The sequence below is a fragment of the Kitasatospora sp. Xyl93 genome (assembly GCF_055383135.1).
In genome coordinates this window covers 1611130-1628534 of sequence record NZ_AP029185.1, presented here as the reverse complement: position 1 = coordinate 1628534, position 17405 = coordinate 1611130, and the positions used below count along the sequence as shown (strand labels likewise).

The window sequence follows — 17405 nt, the reverse complement described above, 5'->3', positions numbered from 1 at the left end:
AAGACAGTTCGCGGAGAGGCAGCGTTGACCAGCAAGCACCGGGCGGCCGTACTCGGCTCGCCGATCGCCCACTCGCTCTCGCCGGACCTGCACCGGGCGGCCTTCGCGGCGCTCGGGCTCGACGGCTGGCGCTACGACCGCTTCGAGGTGGACGAGGCCGGGCTGCCCGGGTTCGTCGCCGCCCTGGACGAGGCCGAGTGGGCCGGGCTGTCGCTCACCATGCCGCTGAAGCGGGCGGTCATCCCGCTGCTCGACGAGGTCAGCGCGACGGCCCGCTCGGTGGACGCGGTGAACACCGTGGTGTTCACCGCCGACGGTCGGCGCACCGGGGACAACACCGACGTCCCCGGGCTGGTCAACGCGCTGCGCGAGCGCGGCATCACCGAGGTGCCCGAGGCGGCCGTGCTGGGCGCCGGGGCCACCGCCTCCTCGGCGCTGGCCGCGCTGGCCCAGATCTGCACCGGCGAGGTGACGGTCTACGTGCGCAGTGCCGAGCGGGCCCGGGAGATGGCCGAGCTGGGCGACCGGCTCGGCGTGGCCGTCCGCACCGCGGACTGGGAGCGCGGCGCCGAGGCGCTGGCCCGGCCGCTGACCGTCTCCACCACGCCGGTCGGCGCGACCGACGGCTTCGCCGACGCGCTGCCCGCCGAGCCGGGCGCGCTGTTCGACGTGCTCTACCACCCGTGGCCGACGGCGCTGGCCGCCGCCTGCGCCGGGCGCGGGGCGACCGTCCTGGGCGGGCTGGACCTGCTGGTGCACCAGGCGGTGCTGCAGAGCGAGGCCTTCACCGGGCGCACGCCCGGGCCGCTGGCGGCGATGCGCGAGGCAGGGGAGAAGGCGCTCGCCGGGCACTGAGCCCCGGCACCCGGCCCGTCCTCCGGCAGGTTCCCGGCAGGTTCCCGGCAGCTTCCCGGCCGGATGGTGGCCGGTTGCCGTCCGTCACGCGGACTGTGCCCCCAGGTGCTGCTGGGGCATGAAAGGATTCAGGCACAAGGCACGCCCGGGCGGGCCCCGGCGGTGCCGAGGTCCGGTCCGCTGATGAAGGAGCTCCGTTGGGTACGTTGCGCTGGCTGACGGCGGGGGAGTCGCACGGCCCCGCACTCGTCGCGACGCTGGAAGGCCTGCCCGCCGGTGTACCGGTCACCACCGACGTGGTGGCCGACGCGCTGGCGCGCCGCCGGCTCGGTTACGGCCGCGGGGCGCGGATGAAGTTCGAGCAGGACGAGGTGACCTTCCTCGGCGGCGTCCGGCACGGTCTGACCATGGGCAGCCCGGTCGCGGTCATGGTCGGCAACACCGAGTGGCCGAAGTGGGAGCAGGTCATGTCGGCCGACCCGGTCGACCCCGAGGTGCTGGCGGGCCTGGCCCGCAACGAGGCGCTCACCCGGCCCCGCCCCGGCCACGCCGACCTGGCCGGCATGCAGAAGTACTCGATCGAGGAGGCCCGGCCGATCCTGGAGCGCGCCAGCGCCCGGGAGACGGCCGCCCGGGTCGCGCTGGGCGCCGTCGCCCGCGCGTACCTGCGCGAGGTGGCCGGGATCGAGATCGTCAGCCACGTGGTCGAGCTGGCCGCCGCCAAGGCGCCGGCCGGCGTGGTGCCGCTGCCCTCGGACGAGGCCCGGCTGGACGAGGACCCGGTGCGCTGCCTGGACGCCGACGCCTCGAAGGCGATGGTCGCCGAGATCGACCAGGCCCACAAGGACGGCGACACCCTGGGCGGCGTGGTCGAGGTGCTGGCGTACGGCGTGCCGGTGGGCCTCGGCTCGCACGTGCACTGGGACCGCCGGCTGGACGCGCGGCTGGCCGCCGCGCTGATGGGCATCCAGGCGATCAAGGGCGTCGAGGTCGGCGACGGCTTCGACCTGGCCCGGGTGCCGGGCTCCAAGGCCCACGACGAGATCGTCCCGACCGCCGAGGGCGTCAAGCGCACCTCCGGCCGCTCCGGCGGCACCGAGGGCGGCCTGTCCACCGGCGAGGTGCTGCGGGTGCGCGCCGCGATGAAGCCGATCGCCACCGTGCCGCGGGCGCTGCAGACCCTGGACGTGCGCACCGGCGAGCCGGCCAAGGCGCACCACCAGCGCTCGGACGTCTGCGCGGTTCCGGCCGCCGGCATCGTCGCCGAGGCGATGGTCGCGCTGGTGCTGGCGGACGCGGTGACCGAGAAGTTCGGCGGGGACCACGTCTCCGAGACCCGCCGCAACGTGCAGGGCTACCTCGACCACCTGATCATCCGATGACGACCCCCGTCGTGGTGCTGGTCGGCCCGCCCGGCAGTGGCAAGTCCACCGTCGGGCGGGTCCTGGCCGAGCGCCTGGGCGTCGGCTTCCGGGACACCGACGCCGACGTCGAGGCGACGGCCGGCAAGCCCGTCCCGGACATCTTCGTCGACGAGGGCGAGCCGCACTTCCGCGCGCTGGAGACGGCGGCCGTCCGCGCGGCCGCCGAGGGGCACGACGGGGTCCTGGCGCTCGGCGGCGGCGCGGTGACGGCCGAGGCCACCCGCGCGCTGCTGCGCGAGCTGCCGGTGGTCTTCCTGGAGGTCCCGCTCGCCGACGCGGTCAAGCGGGTCGGCCTGGACGCCCCGCGCCCGCTGCTGGCCGTCAACCCGCGGGCCCGCTGGCGGGAGCTGATGGAAGCCCGCCGCCCCCTCTACCTGGAGGTGGCCACCGCCGTGGTCGACACCGCCGGGCGCAGCCCGGAGCAGGTCGCGGACGCCGTACTGGAAGCACTGGAGCTGAAGACCCCCCATGACTGACACCACCGTCAGGATCCACGTCGGCGGCAGCGCCGGCCACGACCCGTACGACGTGCTGATCGGGCACCAGCTGCTCGGTGAGCTGGCGCCGCTGATCGGCGCCCGGGCCAAGCGGGTCGCGATCATCCACCCGGAGGCGCTGGCCGCCACCGCCGACGCGATCCGCGAGGACCTGCTCGGCGAGGGCTACGAGGCCATCGCGCTCCAGGTGCCCAACGCCGAGGACGCCAAGAGCGCCGAGGTCGCCGCGTACTGCTGGTCGGTGCTCGGGCAGACCGGCTTCACCCGCAGCGATGTCGTCGTCGGCCTCGGCGGCGGCGCCACCACCGACCTGGCCGGCTTCGTCGCCGCCACCTGGCTGCGCGGGGTCCGCTGGATCTCCATGCCCACCACGCTGCTCGGCATGGTCGACGCGGCCGTCGGCGGCAAGACCGGCATCAACATCGCCGAGGGCAAGAACATGGTCGGCGCCTTCCACCCGCCGGTGGGCGTGCTGGCCGACCTCGACACCCTGGAGACCGTGCCCCGGCACGACTACGTCTCCGGCTTGGCCGAGGTCATCAAGTGCGGCTTCATCGCCGACCCGGCCATCCTCGACCTGATCGAGGCCGACCCGGAGGGCGCCAAGACGCCGGCCGGCCCGCACACCGTCGAGCTGATCCGCCGGGCCATCCAGGTCAAGGCCGACGTGGTCTCCGGGGACCTCAAGGAGTCCGGGCGTCGCGAGATCCTCAACTACGGCCACACCCTCGGCCACGCCATCGAGCGCAACGAGCGGTACAAGTGGCGGCACGGCGCCGCGATCTCCATCGGCATGGTCTTCGCCGCCGAACTCGGCCGCCTGGCCGGGCGGTTGGACGACGAGACGGCCGACCGGCACCGCACCGTGCTGGCCTCGGTCGGCCTGCCGCTGAGCTACCGGGCGGACGCCTGGCCGAAGCTGCTGGACGCGATGAAGATCGACAAGAAGTCGCGCGGCGACCTGATCCGCTTCATCGTGCTGGACGGCCTGGGCAAGACCTCCGTGCTGGAGGGCCCCGACCCGTCGCTGCTGGTCGCCGCGTACGCGGAGGTCTCGGCGTGACCAGGGTGATGGTGCTCAACGGCCCCAACCTGGGCCGGCTGGGCAGCCGCGAACCGGACGTCTACGGCGCCACCTCGTACGCCGGACTGGTCGAGCGCTGCACCGCGCTGGGCAGGGAGTTCGGCTTCGAGGTCGAGGTGCACGAGACCAACTCCGAGCAGCGGATGGTGGAGTGGCTGCACGAGGCGGCCGACGGGCGGGTGCCGGTGGTGATCAACCCCGGTGCGTTCACGCACTACTCGTACGCCATGCGGGACGCGGCGGCCCAGCGCACCGCGCCGCTGATCGAGGTGCACATCTCCAACCCGTACGCCCGGGAGACCTTCCGGCACACCTCGGTGATCGCCGCGGTGGCCTCCGGCACCATCGCCGGCTTCGGGCTCGGCTCCTACGAGCTGGCGCTGCGCGCGCTGGCCGAGCAGCTCACCGCCCGCTGAGGGTACCGGCGGTGGCCCGGCGGCGGACTGTGCCCGCCGCCGGGCCGCCGTGTAGTGTCCCCGCTGAGAGGTGTCGGGAGGTGTCGTGACGCAGTACGCCGGAGGTGGGCAGGTCCCGCCGCGTCCTGTCGCCCCGCCGGTGCCGCCGGCGGGCGGTACCCGGGGGACGTCGTCGGGGGCGCCGGTCTCCCCGCCGTCTCCGCCGCCGGTCCGTCCGGCGCCCACCGCCCCGGCGGCTCCCGGGCCCGCCGCCCGTCCGGCTCCGGCCCCCGCGGTCGCTCCGGCCGGTCCGGCGCCGAGCGCACCGGTGTCCGCCGGGGGCACCGGGCACTTCGTGCTGCCGTCCGGCGCGCCCGTCCAGCTGCCCGCCCACCCGCCGCAGCACCACGCGCCCGCCGGGCCGATCGCCGTCCTGCTGATCGGACCGGCCGGGGCCGGCAAGACCACCGTCGCCCGCCACTGGGCCGAGCGGCGGCCCGGCCCGACCGCGCACATCAGCCTGGACGACGTCCGCGAGTGGGTGCAGTCCGGCTTCGCCAACCCGCAGTCCGGCTGGAACAACGCCTCCGAGGCGCAGTACCGGCTGGCCCGCCGCACCTGCGGCTTCGCCTGCCGCAACTACCTGGCCAACGGGATCTCCTGCATCATCGACGACGCCGTCTTCCCGGACCGCCCCGCGATCGGCCTCGGCGGCTGGAAGCGCCACATCGGCCCCGGCATGATCCCGGTCGTGCTGCTGCCCAGCCTGGACTCGGTGCTGCGGCGCAACGCCCGGCGCAGCGGCAACCGCCGCCTCGGGGACGAGGAGGTGGCCCGCATCCACGGGAGGATGGCCGGCTGGTACAACTCCGGGCTGCCGATCATCGACAACTCCTACCTGGACGTCGCCGGGACGGCCGCCGAGCTGGACCGGGTCATCCTGGCCCGGCTGATGGGCATCCCGGTCCGCTGACCGGCGGCGTCGCGGGGCTGTCGGTGCCGGCTGCGATGATGGACGGGTCCCTGTCGCCGCGCCCGGAGGAGCCGACGCCCGTGCCCGAAGGCCACATCATCCACCGCCTCGCCATCGAGAGCCGGACGGCCTTCGGCGGACGCCCGGTGCGGGTCTCCAGCCCGCAGGGCCGGTTCGCCGACGAGGCCAAGGTGATCGACGGGCAGCTGCTCACCGGGGCGGAGGCCACTGGCAAGCACCTGTTCCTCGGCTTCGAGGAGGGCGGCTGGGTGCACGTCCACCTCGGCCTGTACGGCGGGTTCACCTTCGGCACCGGCCCGGCGCCCGAGCCGGTCGGGCTGGTCCGGCTGCGGCTGGAGAACGAGGACGGCTACGCCGACCTGCGCGGTCCCAACACCTGCGCGCTCGTCACCGGGGAGCAGAAGGCCGCCGTCGCCGCCCGGCTGGGCCCCGACCCGCTGCGCGCCGACGCCGACCCGGACACCGCCTGGCGCCGGATATCGGGCAGCCGGACGACCGTCGCGGCGCTGCTGATGGACCAGAAGGTGCTGGCCGGGGTGGGCAACGTCTACCGGGCCGAGGTGCTGTTCCGGCACGGCATCGACCCGCACCGGGCCGGGCGCGACCTCACCCGCCGGGAGTGGGACGCGATCTGGGCCGACCTGGTCGCCCTGATGCGCGAGGGCGTCACGGCCGGCCGGATCGACACCGTCCGTCCCGAGCACACCCCCGAGGCGATGGGCCGCCCGCCGCGGGTGGACGACCACGGCGGCGAGGTGTACGTCTACCGGCGGGCCGCGATGCCCTGCCTGGTCTGCGGCACCGACGTGCGGACGGAGGAGCACGCCGCCCGCAACCTCTTCTGGTGCCCGGCCTGCCAGGCGGCCTGACCGGGCCCGGCCGTGCCGCGCCGCCGCGTGCCGACGCTGCCCCCGTGTCGCATACGACCTTTCTGACCTGCGACGATGGTCGGCGTGCTCGCCGAGCAGCCTGTCCCTACCGGTACTGCCACGTGTGAACGTGCAGCGAAAGGAAGTCCCATGATCTTCATCACGGTCAAGTTCCCGGTCCGCCCCGAGCGCGTCGACGGCTGGCTCGACCTGGTCGACGAGTTCACCCGGGCCACCCGCGACGAGCCCGGCAACATCTTCTTCGAGTGGTCCCGCAGCGTCGAGGACCCCAACGAGTTCGTCCTGGTCGAGGCGTTCCGCGACGGCGACGCGGGCCGGGAGCACGTGGAGTCCGCGCACTTCGCCAAGGCCATGGAGGACCTGTCCTACGCGGTGGCCGCCAAGCCGCGGATCGTGTCGACCGAGATCCCCGGCATGGACGGCTGGGCGGAGATGGGCGAGATCACCCCCCGGTGACATCCGAGTGCCCCACCGGTGCGGCGCCCAGCCCGTAGGCTGGGGCCGACCGGCCGGAGGGAGCAGGCGGATGGAACGGCACGAGGTGGCCAACACCGTGTCAGGCGCCACGGTGGGCGGCCACCTGGTGCAGGCCGGGAACATCGGGACGCTCCACCTCCACCAGCCGCGGGAGGTGCCGAGGCCCCGTCAGGTGCGCGCGCCGCACGGCCCGTTCGTCAACCGCGAGCCGGAGATCGCCGCACTGGCCGCCGCGCTGCGCCGGGTCGAGGAGGACGGGCTCGGGGTCGTGGTGTTCACCGGCCTCGGCGGGGTCGGGAAGACCGAACTGATCGCCAAGTTCACCGAGGACCACCGGGAGCACTTCCCGGGCGGGGACCTCTACGCCGACCTGAAGGCCTACCGGCACCAGGGCGGGGTGGACCTCCCCGAACTGCTGGCCGGCTTCCTGCGCGCCCTCGGCACCGAGCCCCCGGCCGTGGAGGCCGAGCGGTTCACGGCGTTCCGCACCGCCACCGCCGGGCGCCGGTGCCTGTTCTTCCTGGACAACGTCGAGCACGCCGCGGAGGTCCGCGCGCTGCTCCCGTCCGGCGGGCTGGTGGTGGTCGCGAGCCGGCGGCGGTTGCCCGCGCTGCGGGTGGACGGCGCCGAGGTGCGCCGGCTCGGGCCGCTGAGCGCGACGGCGGGCGCCGAGCTGGTGCGCGGCTGGGTCGGCTCCGGGCGGGGCACCGACGGGGAGCTGGCGGAACTGGTCGAGCTGTGCGGCGGGCTGCCGCTCGCGCTGAACGCGGTCGGCAGCCAGCTGCTGGACCGGGACAACCTGCCGGTCGGCCGGGTGGTGGCCGAACTCCACGACCGCGAGGGCAGGTTGGCGATGCTGGAGGACGAGGAGAGCGATCTCGGCGCGACCTACGACCTGGTCTACGAACGGCTGTCGGCTCAGGGCCGGGCGCTCTACCACCTGGTCGGCGTGCACCCCGGCCCCTTCGTGTCCGCCGAACTGGCGCGCGCGGTCGGCGTCGAGCGGGCCGAGCGGGCGATCGGGGAGCTGCGCGGCGCCCACCTGCTGGACGAGGTGGTGGACGGCGACCGCGAGGACCGTTTCCGGGCCCACGACGTGGTGCGGCTGCACGCCTACGGCCGGACCCGGGAGCTGCCGGACCGCGGGCCCCTCCTCGCCGGGGTCGTGGCGTACTACCGGGGCCGGGCGTCGGCCGCCGACCGCGCGATGGCCGGGAATCGCCTGCGCCTCCAGGACCCGAGCGGTGACGAGCTGCCCCGCTTCGCCTCCGGGGCCGCGGCCCTGGAGTGGCTGTACGCCGAACGCGCCAACTTCCGCGCGGTGGTGGCGGAGGCGGCCGAGCAGGGCTGGCACGGCGAGGTGTGGCGGCTCTGCGAGTCGCTCTGGCCGCTCTACCACGGCCGCAAGCTGTACCAGGACTGGATCGCCACCCACCGGCTCGGCGTCGAGTCGGCCCAGTGGGACAACCGGCCGGCGGCCGTGGTGCGGATGCGCAACCAGCTCGCCCGCGCCCACGTCGACCGCGGCGAGTACCGGCTCGCCGCCGAGCAGTTGGCGCTCGCCACCGAGCAGGTGCCGCTGGTGACCGAGCGCCAGGTGGTGGGGGTGCTCTACGAGACGGACGGGCTGCTCTGCCTGGCCGACGGGCGCCCGGCCGACGCGGTGCAGCGGTTCACCCTGGCCCTGGCGGAGAACCGGGGCGACGACCACGGCGAGATCGTCCAGAGCTACAACCTGGCGCAGGCGCTGATCGCCGACGGCCGTCCGGAGCAGGCGCTGGCCCTGCTGGCCGAGGCCACGGCTCACGCCGGGCGGACCGGGGACGACGACATGCTGATGAAGCTGCCGCTGGTCCGCGCCAGGGCGCACCGGGCCCTCGGACAGCTGGACCTCGCCGTCGCCCACGCGGACGACTGCGCCCGGCAGGCCAGGGAGCGCAGCCAGTACGCCAAGGAGGCGCAGGCGCACACCCTGATCGTCTCCCTCGCCGAGGAGCTGGACGACGCGGAGCTGGCCGAGCGCAGCCGGGCGCGGCTGCGGGAGCTGTCGGAGTAGGACCCCGGTACGGCCAGGACGCGGTACGGACCGAGGGATCGGTACGGCCAGGACCCGGGACGGGCCGAGGGACCGGTACGGCTACGACCTGGTACGGAACGACACCCGGGCGCGGTGCTCGCCGGTGCGGACGGTGAGCCCGTGCTCGGCGAGGCCGGCCGGCTCGCCGCCGTCGGCGAGCCAGGTGGCGACGGCGGAGCCGAGCAGCAGCGGGTCGATGCCGGGGTCGGGGCGGTCCCAGTCCGGTTCGGCGCGGGCCTCCAGCAGCAGGCCGGTGCGCAGCCGCAGCAGGTGGCGGGCCGGGCCGAGGGCGGCCACCGCGACGGCCAGGCCGGGGAGTTCGGCGGCGGTGTCGGCGAGCCAGCGGGTGGCCGGGCGTTCGGCGTGGGCCTCGGTGCGGGCGAGGACCTCGGCGGTGTAGCGCAGGGCGTCGCCCGGGTGCTCGTCGGTGAGGGCGTGGAAGCCGCGCGGGGGGTGGCCGTCCGGGGCGAAGGGGTAGCGCCGGAGGCTGACCTCGGTGCCGTCGCTGCTGCCCTCGACGTCGTACGCGGTGGGCCCCTCGGTGGTCGCGGGGAGCGGCCTGGGGTAGGGCGGCAGGGCCGGCTCGTCCCCGGGTTCGTCCAGTCCGTCCAGGAAGGAGTAGAGCAGCGGGCGCAGCAGCCGGGCGGACTCGCCGCGGTGGGCGAGTGAGCGGCCGGTGACGCCGCTCAGGCCGGCCGGGTCCTGGGCCAGGGCCAGTTCGAGCTGGGCGGCGAGGTCCCCGTCCGGGTCGAGGACGGGCGCGGCCTGGCCGAAGGCGTAGCCGGGGGAGCGCGGGTCGAGTTCGGCGGCGCCGGTGGCGACGAGCACGGTGGGGCGCTCCAGGGCGGCGCCGTAGACGGTGACCGAGCCGTGGTCGCCGATCACGCAGTCGGCGGCGACGAGCGCGGCCTGCCAGCCCTGGTGGGGCGGGATCAGGCGCAGGCCCATCCGGCGGGCGCCGTCGAGCAGCGCCTCGGGGTCGTGGCGGCTCCAGACGTTGGGGTGCAGGACGACGGCCACCGTGTACTCGTCGGCGGGGAGCCGGCGGACCAGCCGCTGGGGGAGGTCGGGGCGGCGGCCGAATAACGAGTGCTCGCTCCAGGTGGAGCTGACGACGACGAGCCGTCGGCCGCAGGTGGCGCCGAGCGCGGCGCGGTAGCCGTCGCGGGAGCGCCGGCTGCCGAGCATCCGGTCGAAGCACGGGTCGCCGACGACCCGGGCGACGTCCAGCGCCTCGGGGCAGGAGTCCCGCAGCCGGTCCAGCTGCTCGGGGTGGGAGAGGCCGAGGACGTCCACGAACACCCGTCCGCGGTGGGTGAGTTCGTTGCGGGACAGGCCGGCGGCGGTGACCGTGTCGCCGGTCGACTCGGTGACCAGGCGGTTGTAGCCGGCGCCGTGCGGGAGGACGACGAGGCGGGCGTCCAGGCGGTGCATGGAGGAGTGGACGGCGCAGGCGACGGCCAGGTCGAAGCGGCGGCGGACGGCGTCCTCCCAGTCCAGCACGGTGAAGCCGGGCAGGCCGTGCAGGTACTCGTCCAGGGCGCGGTCGGCGAAGGCGGAGCCGGGGTTGACGGTGAAGTACCGCTCGATGCCGTCCGGGCTCAGCAGGGTGAGGACGTCCAGGACCCGGGTGGCCGAGGTGAGGGTGCGGGCGACCGCCAGCACGCGGGCCCTGACTGGTCGGGTGTTCCAGCGGTCGGCGGGCCAGACGTGGGGATGGGACGGCACACCATGATCGTACTGGTCGGGCCCGGTCCCGGCCGGGGTTTGCGGGTGTCAGCCGGCGGCCGCGGTGGGCTCGTGGTGCTCGGCGGCGGTGCACTCGTCGAGGAGGGGGCGCATGGCCTCGTCCACGAGCCGGTAGCGCACCACCCGTCCGTCCCGGTCGCCGGTCACCACGCCGGCCGTGCGGAGCAGCCGCAGGGCCTGGGAGACGGCGGGGTCGCGCATGCCGGTGGCGACCGCGAGGTCGGTGACGGCGAGCGGGCCGGCCCGGTGGAGGGCGAGCAGCAGGGCGAGCCGCCCGGGGTCGGCGAGCAGCGAGAACCGCTCGGCCCAGGACCGGACGTGCGCGGGCTCGCCGATCGCGGCGATGGCCTCGCAGACCCGGTGCCCGTCGATGGTGCGGTGGCCCGCGCGGTCGGCCGGTACGAGATGCATGCGGACATTCTTGCAGGCGGCGCCCTGTGATCCTGGACACCTGCGCAGGTGCGCAGCCTTGCACCCGTGGGGCCCGGCCCCTACGGTGTTCCCCGCCGTGGTGCTCGGGAAGACCGGTGACGGATCCTCAGGGATCCCAGCCCGGAGCGGCCCTCGCCACTGTGATCGGGTCGTTCCTCCGCCCACGGAGGAACGTCGTCCGTACCCATGAAGCCACTGGGCGCCCCGCGCGCCTGGGAAGGCGGGTACGGGCGTCCCGTCAGCCAGGAGACCGGCCACGGCATCTCACGAGGTTTTCCACGAGGTGCTGGAGCGTGATCCGCAGATGACCCTGCCCGAAACCGTCGCCACCGGGGCGAAGACGGCCCCCTCCGCGCTGCCGAGCTTCCGGTGGCGGCGCGAGGACACCATCCGTACGGCCGGGTTGATGGGGGTGATCCTGGCCATGCACGTGGTGGCCTTCGGGACGCTCGTCTTCCTGGTCGCACCCGAGCGGTACGCGGTCGGTACCCAGGCCTTCGGGGTGGGCCTGGGTATCACCGCGTACACCCTCGGCATGCGGCACGCCTTCGACGCCGACCACATCGCGGTGATCGACAACACCACCCGCAAGCTGATGGCGGACGGCAAGCGGCCGGTCTCGGTGGGGTTCTGGTTCGCCCTCGGGCACTCCTCGATGGTGGTCGTGATGGCCGCCCTGGTGGCGGGCGGCGCGCAGCTGGCGAACACGCTGATGGACGACGAGTCGACCACCCACAAGTGGCTCGGCATGATCGGGACGACCACCTCGGGCGTCTTCCTCTACCTGATCGGCGCGCTCAACCTGGCGGCACTGCTCGGCATCCTCAAGGTGTTCCGGGCGATGCGGGCCGGGCAGTTCGACGAGCGGGAGCTTGAGGCGCACCTCGACTCGCGCGGCTTCATGGCCCGGGTGCTGAACCGGGCGACCCGGTCGATCACCCGACCGGGGCAGATGTTCCCGGTGGGCATGGTGCTGGGCCTGGGCTTCGACACCGCGACCGAGGTCACCCTGATGGTGATGGCCGGCTCGGGCGCGGCCTCCGGGCTGCCCTGGTACGCGATCGTCTGCCTGCCGCTGCTGTTCGCGGCCGGGATGAGCCTGTTCGACACCCTGGACGGGACGTTCATGAACTTCGCGTACCAGTGGGCCTTCGCCAACCCGGTCCGGAAGGTGTACTACAACCTGACCATCACCGGTCTGTCGATCGCGGTCGCCTTCGTCATCGGCACCATCGAGCTGGTCGGGGTGCTGCACGAGAAGCTCGACCTGACCGACCCGGTCTCCGGGTTCATCGCGGACATCTCGCTGGACAACGTCGGCTACGGCATCGCCGGGCTGTTCGTGCTGGTCTGGGCGATCGCGATCGGGTACTGGAAGCTCGCCCGGGTCGAGCAGCGCTGGACGCCGGGCCAGGAGGCCTGAGCGCCCGTCCCGCGGGTCGTCCCCGGGGCCGCGGCACGGCCCCGGGCGGGGGCGGGGCGCACGGCGCGCGCCCGGAGGTGAGGGCGCGGTCGCGCGGGGGGCGCGCAAGGAGCACCGGGGGTTCTGCCGGGGGTGCTCGGCGGGCGCTTCGGGCCGGGGGTTCGTAGGCTCGACGCATGGCGGATGCGTACGCGGGGCGGCGGGAGCGGGTGAGGGAGCACTGCAGTGCGGCCGGGGCCGATGCGGCGCTGATCACCCGCGCGGCGAACGTGCGGTACCTGACGGGCTGCGCGCCCTGCGGGGCGAGCCTGCTGCTGACCAGGGAGCGCGCCCTGCTCGCGCTGCCGGACGATCTGCCGCCGGACGACTCCGGGGAGCACCTGATCGCTCCGGACGTCACCAGGCTGCCGGTGGCGGCCGGCTCGGACACGGCGCTGGCCGCCGCGACCGCCGCCGCGCGGTCCGGGGTGTCGGGCCTGGCCGTGGAGGAGCACGACCTGACCGTCACCCGGCACCGGGCGGTGGCCGGCCTGACCGAGGGGGCCCGGCTGGTGGACCTCGGCCAGACGGTCGAGCGGCTGCGGGTGGTCAAGGACGAGCGCGAGATCGCGGACCTGCGGATCGCCGCGGAGATCGCCGACCAGGCGCTGGGCGAGCTGCTGGAGTCGATCCTGGTCGGCCGCACCGAGCGGCACCTGGCGATGGAGCTGGAGCGCCGGATGATCGACCACGGCGCCGACCGGGCGGCCTTCCCGGTCTCGGTCGGCACCGGCAGCCACTCCGGCCAGGCCGCCCACCAGCCGACCGACCGCCGGGTGGAGGAGGGCGACTTCCTGACCGTGGTGATGGGCGCCCAGTACCGCGGCTACGGCGTCTCCACCGCCCGCACCTTCGTGATCGGCGCCGCGCCGGCGCCCTGGCAGGTGGAGCTGCACCGGCTGGTCTTCCGGGCCCAGCGGGCCGGGCGGGAGGCACTCGGACCGGGCGTGGAGCAGTGCGTACCCGACCGGGCGGCCCGGCAGGTCCTGGAGGCGGCCGGCCACGCCGAGGCCTCTCCGCACCCGGTGGGCCACGGCATCGGGCTGGAGATGCGGGAGGCGCCGCGCCTCGGCCCGGCGGACATGGGTAAACTGGACAGCCGCGTGCCGGTCACCGTCGGCCCAGGAGTCCACCTCCCGGGCAAGGGCGGCGTCCGGATCGAGGACACGCTCGTCGTGCGCCCCCTCGAGGAGGGCGGGCCCGAGCTGCTCACCATCACCACCAAGGAGCTCCTCGCCCTGTGACCGCGGCCCCCGGGGGCCGCGGGCGGCAGGACGCAAACCCTTGGTTCCTTGACAGCTATACAGGAGTTAGTGCGCCCGTGGCTTCCACGAACGATCTCAAGAACGGCATGGTCCTCAAGCTGGAGGGCGGCAAGCTCTGGTCCGTCGTCGAGTTCCAGCACGTCAAGCCCGGCAAGGGCCCGGCCTTCGTGCGTACCAAGCTCAAGGAGGTCCTGACCGGCAAGGTCGTCGACAAGACCTTCAACGCGGGCACCAAGGTCGAGACCGCGAACGTCGACAAGCGCGGCATGCAGTTCTCGTACAAGGACGGCGAGAACTTCGTGTTCATGGACATGGACACCTACGACCAGCTGACCGTCGAGCCGTCGGTCGTCGGCGACGCCGCCAAGTACCTGCTGGAGGGCTTCGAGGCCCTGGTCGCCACCAACGAGGGCGCCGTCCTGTACATCGAGCTCCCGGCCGCGGTCGAGCTGACCATCGCCCACACCGAGCCGGGCGTCCAGGGCGACCGCTCCACCGGCGGCTCCAAGCCGGCCACCCTGGAGACCGGTGCCGAGATCGCCGTGCCGCTCTTCGTCACCACCGGTGAGAAGGTCAAGGTCGACACCCGCGACGGCAGCTACCTCGGCCGGGTGAAGTAAGTCCGTGTCGGCCGCACGCAGCAAGGCCCGAACCCGGGCCTTCCAGATCCTCTTCGAGGCCGACCACCGCGGGGTCGACCCGCAGCAGGTCCTCGCCGACTGGGTGGCCCGCGCCCGCGAGCCCAAGCCCGACGAGGGCACCCCGCAGGTCGGTGAGTACACCATGGAGCTCATCGAGGGGTACGTCCAGCACGCGCGTCGCATCGACGACCTGATCGAGCAGTACGCCGTGGGCTGGACGCTCGACCGGATGCCGATCGTGGACCGCAACGTCCTGCGGCTCGGCGCGTACGAGCTGATCTGGGAGGACGGCGTCCCGGACGCCGTCGTCCTGGACGAGGCCGTCGAGATCGCCAAGGAGTTCTCCACGGACGACTCCCCGGCCTTCGTCAACGGCATGCTCGCCCGCTTCCTGGAGCTGAAGCCGGGCATCCGCCGGTAGGCGGATCGACCTCCCGGACGGCCGCCGGACCCGAACAGGTGTCCGGCGGCCGTTCCGCGTTTCACCCGGGCGGCGTAGGGTGGTTCCTACTCGTCAGTAACTTGACGTCCGGAAGCACGCGCGAAGGGCAGGTCCCCCCACATGACCACGGCGATCCGCAGCGAGTTCGACCAGGGCATCGCCCTGACCAGGCACCCCGAGGAGGCCGGCCGCTACGAGGCCGAGCTCGGCGCCGGCTGGCAGATCGGCGGCGGGGTGAACGGCGGACTGCTGCTCGCCGTGGCCGGACACGCGCTGTCGCTGGAGCACGGCACCCACCCGGACCCGGTGTCGATCAGTGGTTACTACCTGTCCGCCTCCACCCCCGGCCCGGCCACCGTCCGCACCGAGGTGCTGCGCACCGGCCGCGGCCTGTCCACCGGCACCGCCTCGCTCAGCCAGGACGGCGTCGAGCGGCTGCGCGTGGTGGCCAGCCACGGCGACCTCGCCGCCGCCGACGGCGAGGTGCGCACCAGCGCGCGGCCGCCGCAGCTGCCGCCGCCGGACCAGTGCGTCGGCGTCGAACACGCGCCCAAGGAGCTGATCGCCCAGGCCGCCCTGCTGGAGCGGTTCGACCTCCGGCTGGACCCGGCCACCATCGGCTGGGCGCTCGGGCAGCCCTCCGGCAACGGGCGGATCCAGGGCTGGTTCCGGCTCGCCGACGGCCGCGAGCCCGACCCGCTGCTGCTCCTGCTGGTCGCCGACGCGCTGCCGCCGGTCACCTTCGACCTCGGCCTGCCGGGCTGGGCCCCCACCGTCGAGCTGACCGTGCACCTGCGCGCCAGGCCGGTGCCCGGCTGGCTGCGGGTCACCCACGCGACGCGCAACCTGGCCGGCGGCTACTTCGAGGAGGACGCGGAGGTCTGGGACGAGTCCGGCCGCCTGGTCGCGCAGTCCCGTCAGCTGGCCCGGGCGCCCCGGCAGGCCTGACCCCCGGGCTCCGCATTACCGGTGGTTACATTCCTGTGACACGCCGTACGTGTGCGGCGCGCGCGGATGGGGATGAAGACGGTCAAGCGGCGAGCCCGCCGCTTGACCGTCACCCTCACCGCCGACGCCGAAGCCAGGAGCCATCGATGAGTCAAAAGGGTCGCGCCCGCCGTAACTCCGACTGCACCGCCGGCGGCTCGCGGCCCGTGGTGCGGGCGTCGCACCGGCCGCGGCGGGCGGAGGGCGCCGAGCAGGCGTTCGTCATCGGGGTGCTCACCAACGCCGCGGACTTCGCCCGGGCCCGCGCCTGGGGAGTCTGCGACGCCCCCGACCACGAGCGCTACCTGGCCGACACCGCCGACCTGCTGGCCGAGGCACTGGAGCGGTTCGACAGCGTCCGGGCCCGGATGTTCCACCCGCAGGACTTCGAGGAGTTCTGCGTGCTGCACGGGCTGGACCCGGCCGAGCCCGCCGCGCGTGACCGCTACCTGGCCAACCCGGCGCTGCAGACCCAGCTGCTCGCCTACCAGGGCGAGGAGCTGGCCGGGGACTTCGTGCCCCGCCTGGTGCGCGCCCGGGAGAACGGGCTGACGCTCTGCCACGCCGACCTGCTGCTCGACGGGGGCCTGTACGGGGGCGCGGGCGCGCCCGACGAGGAGCACACCGCCTGGGTGCGCGCCGCCTACCAGCGCGGGGGCGAGGTCTTCCGGCGGATGCTGGTCGGCGCGGGCGCCGGCGTGTACGAGCTGCGCCTGCGGGTGGACGCGCCCGGCGGGGCGCTGACCGCCGCGGCGCGGGTGCTCCAGTGGGAGGACGGCGTGGTCCGGATCAACGACGAGGACCTGGAGCTGGTCTGCGCGGTGCTCTGCACCGGGCTGGCCCTGGAGCTGCCGGGGGTCGCGGTGCTGCACGGCTCGCAGGGCTCGGCGGCGTCCTGCGGGGAGTACCTGCAGGCCTCCTGGGCCTGGTCGAGCGGCGGGCAGGACTGGGCGCCGGCGGACCGGCCGGTCCGGCTGGACGGCGTGGCGGCGCAGCCCGGCTACAGCCTGGGCACGGTCTGCTGAGGCCGCCGCCCGGAATTGCCGCCGGACACCGCGGCGCGGCCCCCCGGACGAGGGAGCCGCGCCGTGACGTTTCTGCTTGTCGGCACTACCGGAACGAGTGCTGGACCGTGCCTGGATCCGCTGGCGGGAGCCGGTGCGGTGAGCCTCAGCCCGCGTCCTCCTCGCGCACCGCACGGCGCGCGTCGGGGTTCAGCACGCCCCAGGAGATCAGCTGCTCGGTGAGGATCGACGGCGACTGGTCGTAGATGACGGCCAGGGTGCGCAGGTCGTCCTGACGGATCGACAGCACCTTCCCGTTGTAGTCGCCGCGCTGGCTCTGGATGGTCGCCGCGTAGCGCTGCAGCGGGCCGGCCTTCTCGGAAGGGACCTGGGTCAGTCTCTCCAGGTCGAGGACCAGGCGCGGCGGCGGCTCGGCCGCACCGCCCGGCGTGCCGCCGGGCAGCAGCTCCTGCACCGGGACGCCGTAGAACTCCGCCAGCTCGGCCAGACGCTGCACGGTGACCGCACGGTCACCACGCTCGTACGAGCCGACGACGACTGCCTTCCAGCGGCCCTGGGACTTCTCCTCGACACCGTGCAGGGAGAGACCCTGCTGAGTGCGGATCGCTCGGAGCTTGCCTCCGAGTTGCTTCGCGTAGTCGCTGGACATTGATCTCCCCGGACGAGATTGCTTCGCGTTCAGTGGTGGGTCACGGGCGATTGCCGACGC

General features: G+C 74.3%; 18 protein-coding genes and 1 riboswitch. Of the genes, 15 read left to right on the top strand and 3 right to left on the bottom strand.

What is annotated here, in order from left to right:
- Window positions 1-24: 24 nt before the first annotated feature.
- From ACZ5GH_RS06760 to ACZ5GH_RS06720, 9 genes are all read left to right on the top strand, one after another.
- Window positions 25-855, top strand: a complete 831-nt coding sequence (locus ACZ5GH_RS06760) for a shikimate dehydrogenase (protein WP_387750894.1) — start codon at window positions 25-27, stop codon at window positions 853-855.
- A 197-nt stretch (window positions 856-1052) separates the two neighbouring features.
- Window positions 1053-2237 (top strand): chorismate synthase, encoded by a 1185-nt coding sequence (gene aroC / locus ACZ5GH_RS06755; protein ID WP_387750896.1) that lies wholly within the window; start codon window positions 1053-1055, stop codon window positions 2235-2237.
- On the top strand, window positions 2234-2755 hold the full coding sequence (locus tag ACZ5GH_RS06750; protein ID WP_401104988.1) for a shikimate kinase: 522 nt from the start codon (window positions 2234-2236) through the stop codon (window positions 2753-2755). The genes aroC and ACZ5GH_RS06750 overlap by 4 nt, the downstream gene beginning before the upstream one ends.
- Window positions 2748-3839: a 3-dehydroquinate synthase gene (gene aroB / locus ACZ5GH_RS06745; protein WP_387750901.1), complete on the top strand. Its 1092-nt coding sequence runs from the start codon at window positions 2748-2750 to the stop codon at window positions 3837-3839. The genes ACZ5GH_RS06750 and aroB overlap by 8 nt, the downstream gene beginning before the upstream one ends.
- Window positions 3840-3847: 8 nt before the next feature.
- On the top strand, window positions 3848-4276 hold the full coding sequence (gene aroQ / locus ACZ5GH_RS06740; protein ID WP_387751916.1) for a type II 3-dehydroquinate dehydratase: 429 nt from the start codon (window positions 3848-3850) through the stop codon (window positions 4274-4276).
- Window positions 4277-4583: 307 nt separating this feature from the next.
- On the top strand, window positions 4584-5228 hold the full coding sequence (locus ACZ5GH_RS06735) for an AAA family ATPase (RefSeq protein WP_464333706.1): 645 nt from the start codon (window positions 4584-4586) through the stop codon (window positions 5226-5228).
- A gap of 80 nt (window positions 5229-5308) precedes the next feature.
- Window positions 5309-6118, top strand: coding sequence for an Fpg/Nei family DNA glycosylase (locus ACZ5GH_RS06730; protein ID WP_464333705.1), 810 nt, complete (start codon window positions 5309-5311; stop codon window positions 6116-6118).
- A 150-nt stretch (window positions 6119-6268) separates the two neighbouring features.
- On the top strand, window positions 6269-6595 hold the full coding sequence (locus ACZ5GH_RS06725) for a putative quinol monooxygenase (RefSeq protein ID WP_387750909.1): 327 nt from the start codon (window positions 6269-6271) through the stop codon (window positions 6593-6595).
- Window positions 6596-6665: 70 nt separating this feature from the next.
- Window positions 6666-8672, top strand: coding sequence for an AAA family ATPase (locus tag ACZ5GH_RS06720; RefSeq protein WP_464333704.1), 2007 nt, complete (start codon window positions 6666-6668; stop codon window positions 8670-8672).
- 81 nt (window positions 8673-8753) lie between these two features.
- On the opposite strand, the gene ACZ5GH_RS06715 is transcribed toward ACZ5GH_RS06720, so the two are convergent.
- Both ACZ5GH_RS06715 and ACZ5GH_RS06710 read right to left on the bottom strand, forming a co-directional pair.
- Window positions 8754-10421 (bottom strand): hypothetical protein, encoded by a 1668-nt coding sequence (locus ACZ5GH_RS06715; protein ID WP_464333703.1) that lies wholly within the window; start codon window positions 10419-10421, stop codon window positions 8754-8756.
- A gap of 48 nt (window positions 10422-10469) precedes the next feature.
- A complete protein-coding gene (locus ACZ5GH_RS06710) occupies window positions 10470-10853 on the bottom strand; it encodes an ArsR/SmtB family transcription factor (protein WP_387750920.1) in 384 nt (127 codons plus the stop codon).
- 81 nt (window positions 10854-10934) lie between these two features.
- Window positions 10935-11147, top strand: a riboswitch (cobalamin riboswitch).
- Window positions 11148-11178: 31 nt separating this feature from the next.
- Here ACZ5GH_RS06710 and nicT point away from each other — a divergent pair.
- From nicT to ACZ5GH_RS06680, 6 genes are all read left to right on the top strand, one after another.
- Entirely contained in the window at window positions 11179-12297 is a 1119-nt protein-coding gene (nicT, locus tag ACZ5GH_RS06705) for a Nickel transporter NicT (protein WP_387750923.1), read from the top strand.
- Window positions 12298-12473: 176 nt separating this feature from the next.
- Window positions 12474-13580, top strand: a complete 1107-nt coding sequence (locus tag ACZ5GH_RS06700) for a M24 family metallopeptidase (RefSeq protein WP_387750926.1) — start codon at window positions 12474-12476, stop codon at window positions 13578-13580.
- Between the two features lie 77 nt (window positions 13581-13657).
- Complete coding sequence (gene efp / locus ACZ5GH_RS06695) at window positions 13658-14221, top strand: elongation factor P (protein ID WP_387750929.1); 564 nt, start codon at window positions 13658-13660, stop codon at window positions 14219-14221.
- Window positions 14222-14225: 4 nt separating this feature from the next.
- Entirely contained in the window at window positions 14226-14663 is a 438-nt protein-coding gene (gene nusB / locus ACZ5GH_RS06690) for a transcription antitermination factor NusB (protein ID WP_316520206.1), read from the top strand.
- Between the two features lie 141 nt (window positions 14664-14804).
- Window positions 14805-15632 (top strand): thioesterase family protein, encoded by an 828-nt coding sequence (locus ACZ5GH_RS06685; RefSeq protein ID WP_387750933.1) that lies wholly within the window; start codon window positions 14805-14807, stop codon window positions 15630-15632.
- 146 nt (window positions 15633-15778) lie between these two features.
- Window positions 15779-16696, top strand: a complete 918-nt coding sequence (locus tag ACZ5GH_RS06680; protein ID WP_464333702.1) for a hypothetical protein — start codon at window positions 15779-15781, stop codon at window positions 16694-16696.
- Between the two features lie 145 nt (window positions 16697-16841).
- On the opposite strand, the gene bldD is transcribed toward ACZ5GH_RS06680, so the two are convergent.
- The gene (gene bldD / locus ACZ5GH_RS06675; RefSeq protein ID WP_030240641.1) at window positions 16842-17345 is read right to left on the bottom strand and encodes a transcriptional regulator BldD; all 504 of its coding nucleotides are present in this window, start codon (window positions 17343-17345) and stop codon (window positions 16842-16844) included.
- Between the last annotated feature and the right edge of the window lie 60 nt (window positions 17346-17405).

Coding starts and splice junctions, on each gene's coding strand:
- ACZ5GH_RS06750 (WP_401104988.1), top strand. CDS start 2,234: ATGACGACCCCCGTCGTGGTGCTGGTCGGCCCGCCCGGCAGTGGCAAG.
- aroB (WP_387750901.1), top strand. CDS start 2,748: ATGACTGACACCACCGTCAGGATCCACGTCGGCGGCAGCGCCGGCCAC.
- aroQ (WP_387751916.1), top strand. CDS start 3,848: ATGGTGCTCAACGGCCCCAACCTGGGCCGGCTGGGCAGCCGCGAACCG.
- ACZ5GH_RS06725 (WP_387750909.1), top strand. CDS start 6,269: ATGATCTTCATCACGGTCAAGTTCCCGGTCCGCCCCGAGCGCGTCGAC.
- ACZ5GH_RS06720 (WP_464333704.1), top strand. CDS start 6,666: ATGGAACGGCACGAGGTGGCCAACACCGTGTCAGGCGCCACGGTGGGC.
- ACZ5GH_RS06710 (WP_387750920.1), bottom strand. CDS start 10,853: ATGCATCTCGTACCGGCCGACCGCGCGGGCCACCGCACCATCGACGGG.
- nicT (WP_387750923.1), top strand. CDS start 11,179: ATGACCCTGCCCGAAACCGTCGCCACCGGGGCGAAGACGGCCCCCTCC.
- ACZ5GH_RS06700 (WP_387750926.1), top strand. CDS start 12,474: ATGGCGGATGCGTACGCGGGGCGGCGGGAGCGGGTGAGGGAGCACTGC.
- ACZ5GH_RS06685 (WP_387750933.1), top strand. CDS start 14,805: ATGACCACGGCGATCCGCAGCGAGTTCGACCAGGGCATCGCCCTGACC.
- ACZ5GH_RS06680 (WP_464333702.1), top strand. CDS start 15,779: ATGAGTCAAAAGGGTCGCGCCCGCCGTAACTCCGACTGCACCGCCGGC.
- bldD (WP_030240641.1), bottom strand. CDS start 17,345: ATGTCCAGCGACTACGCGAAGCAACTCGGAGGCAAGCTCCGAGCGATC.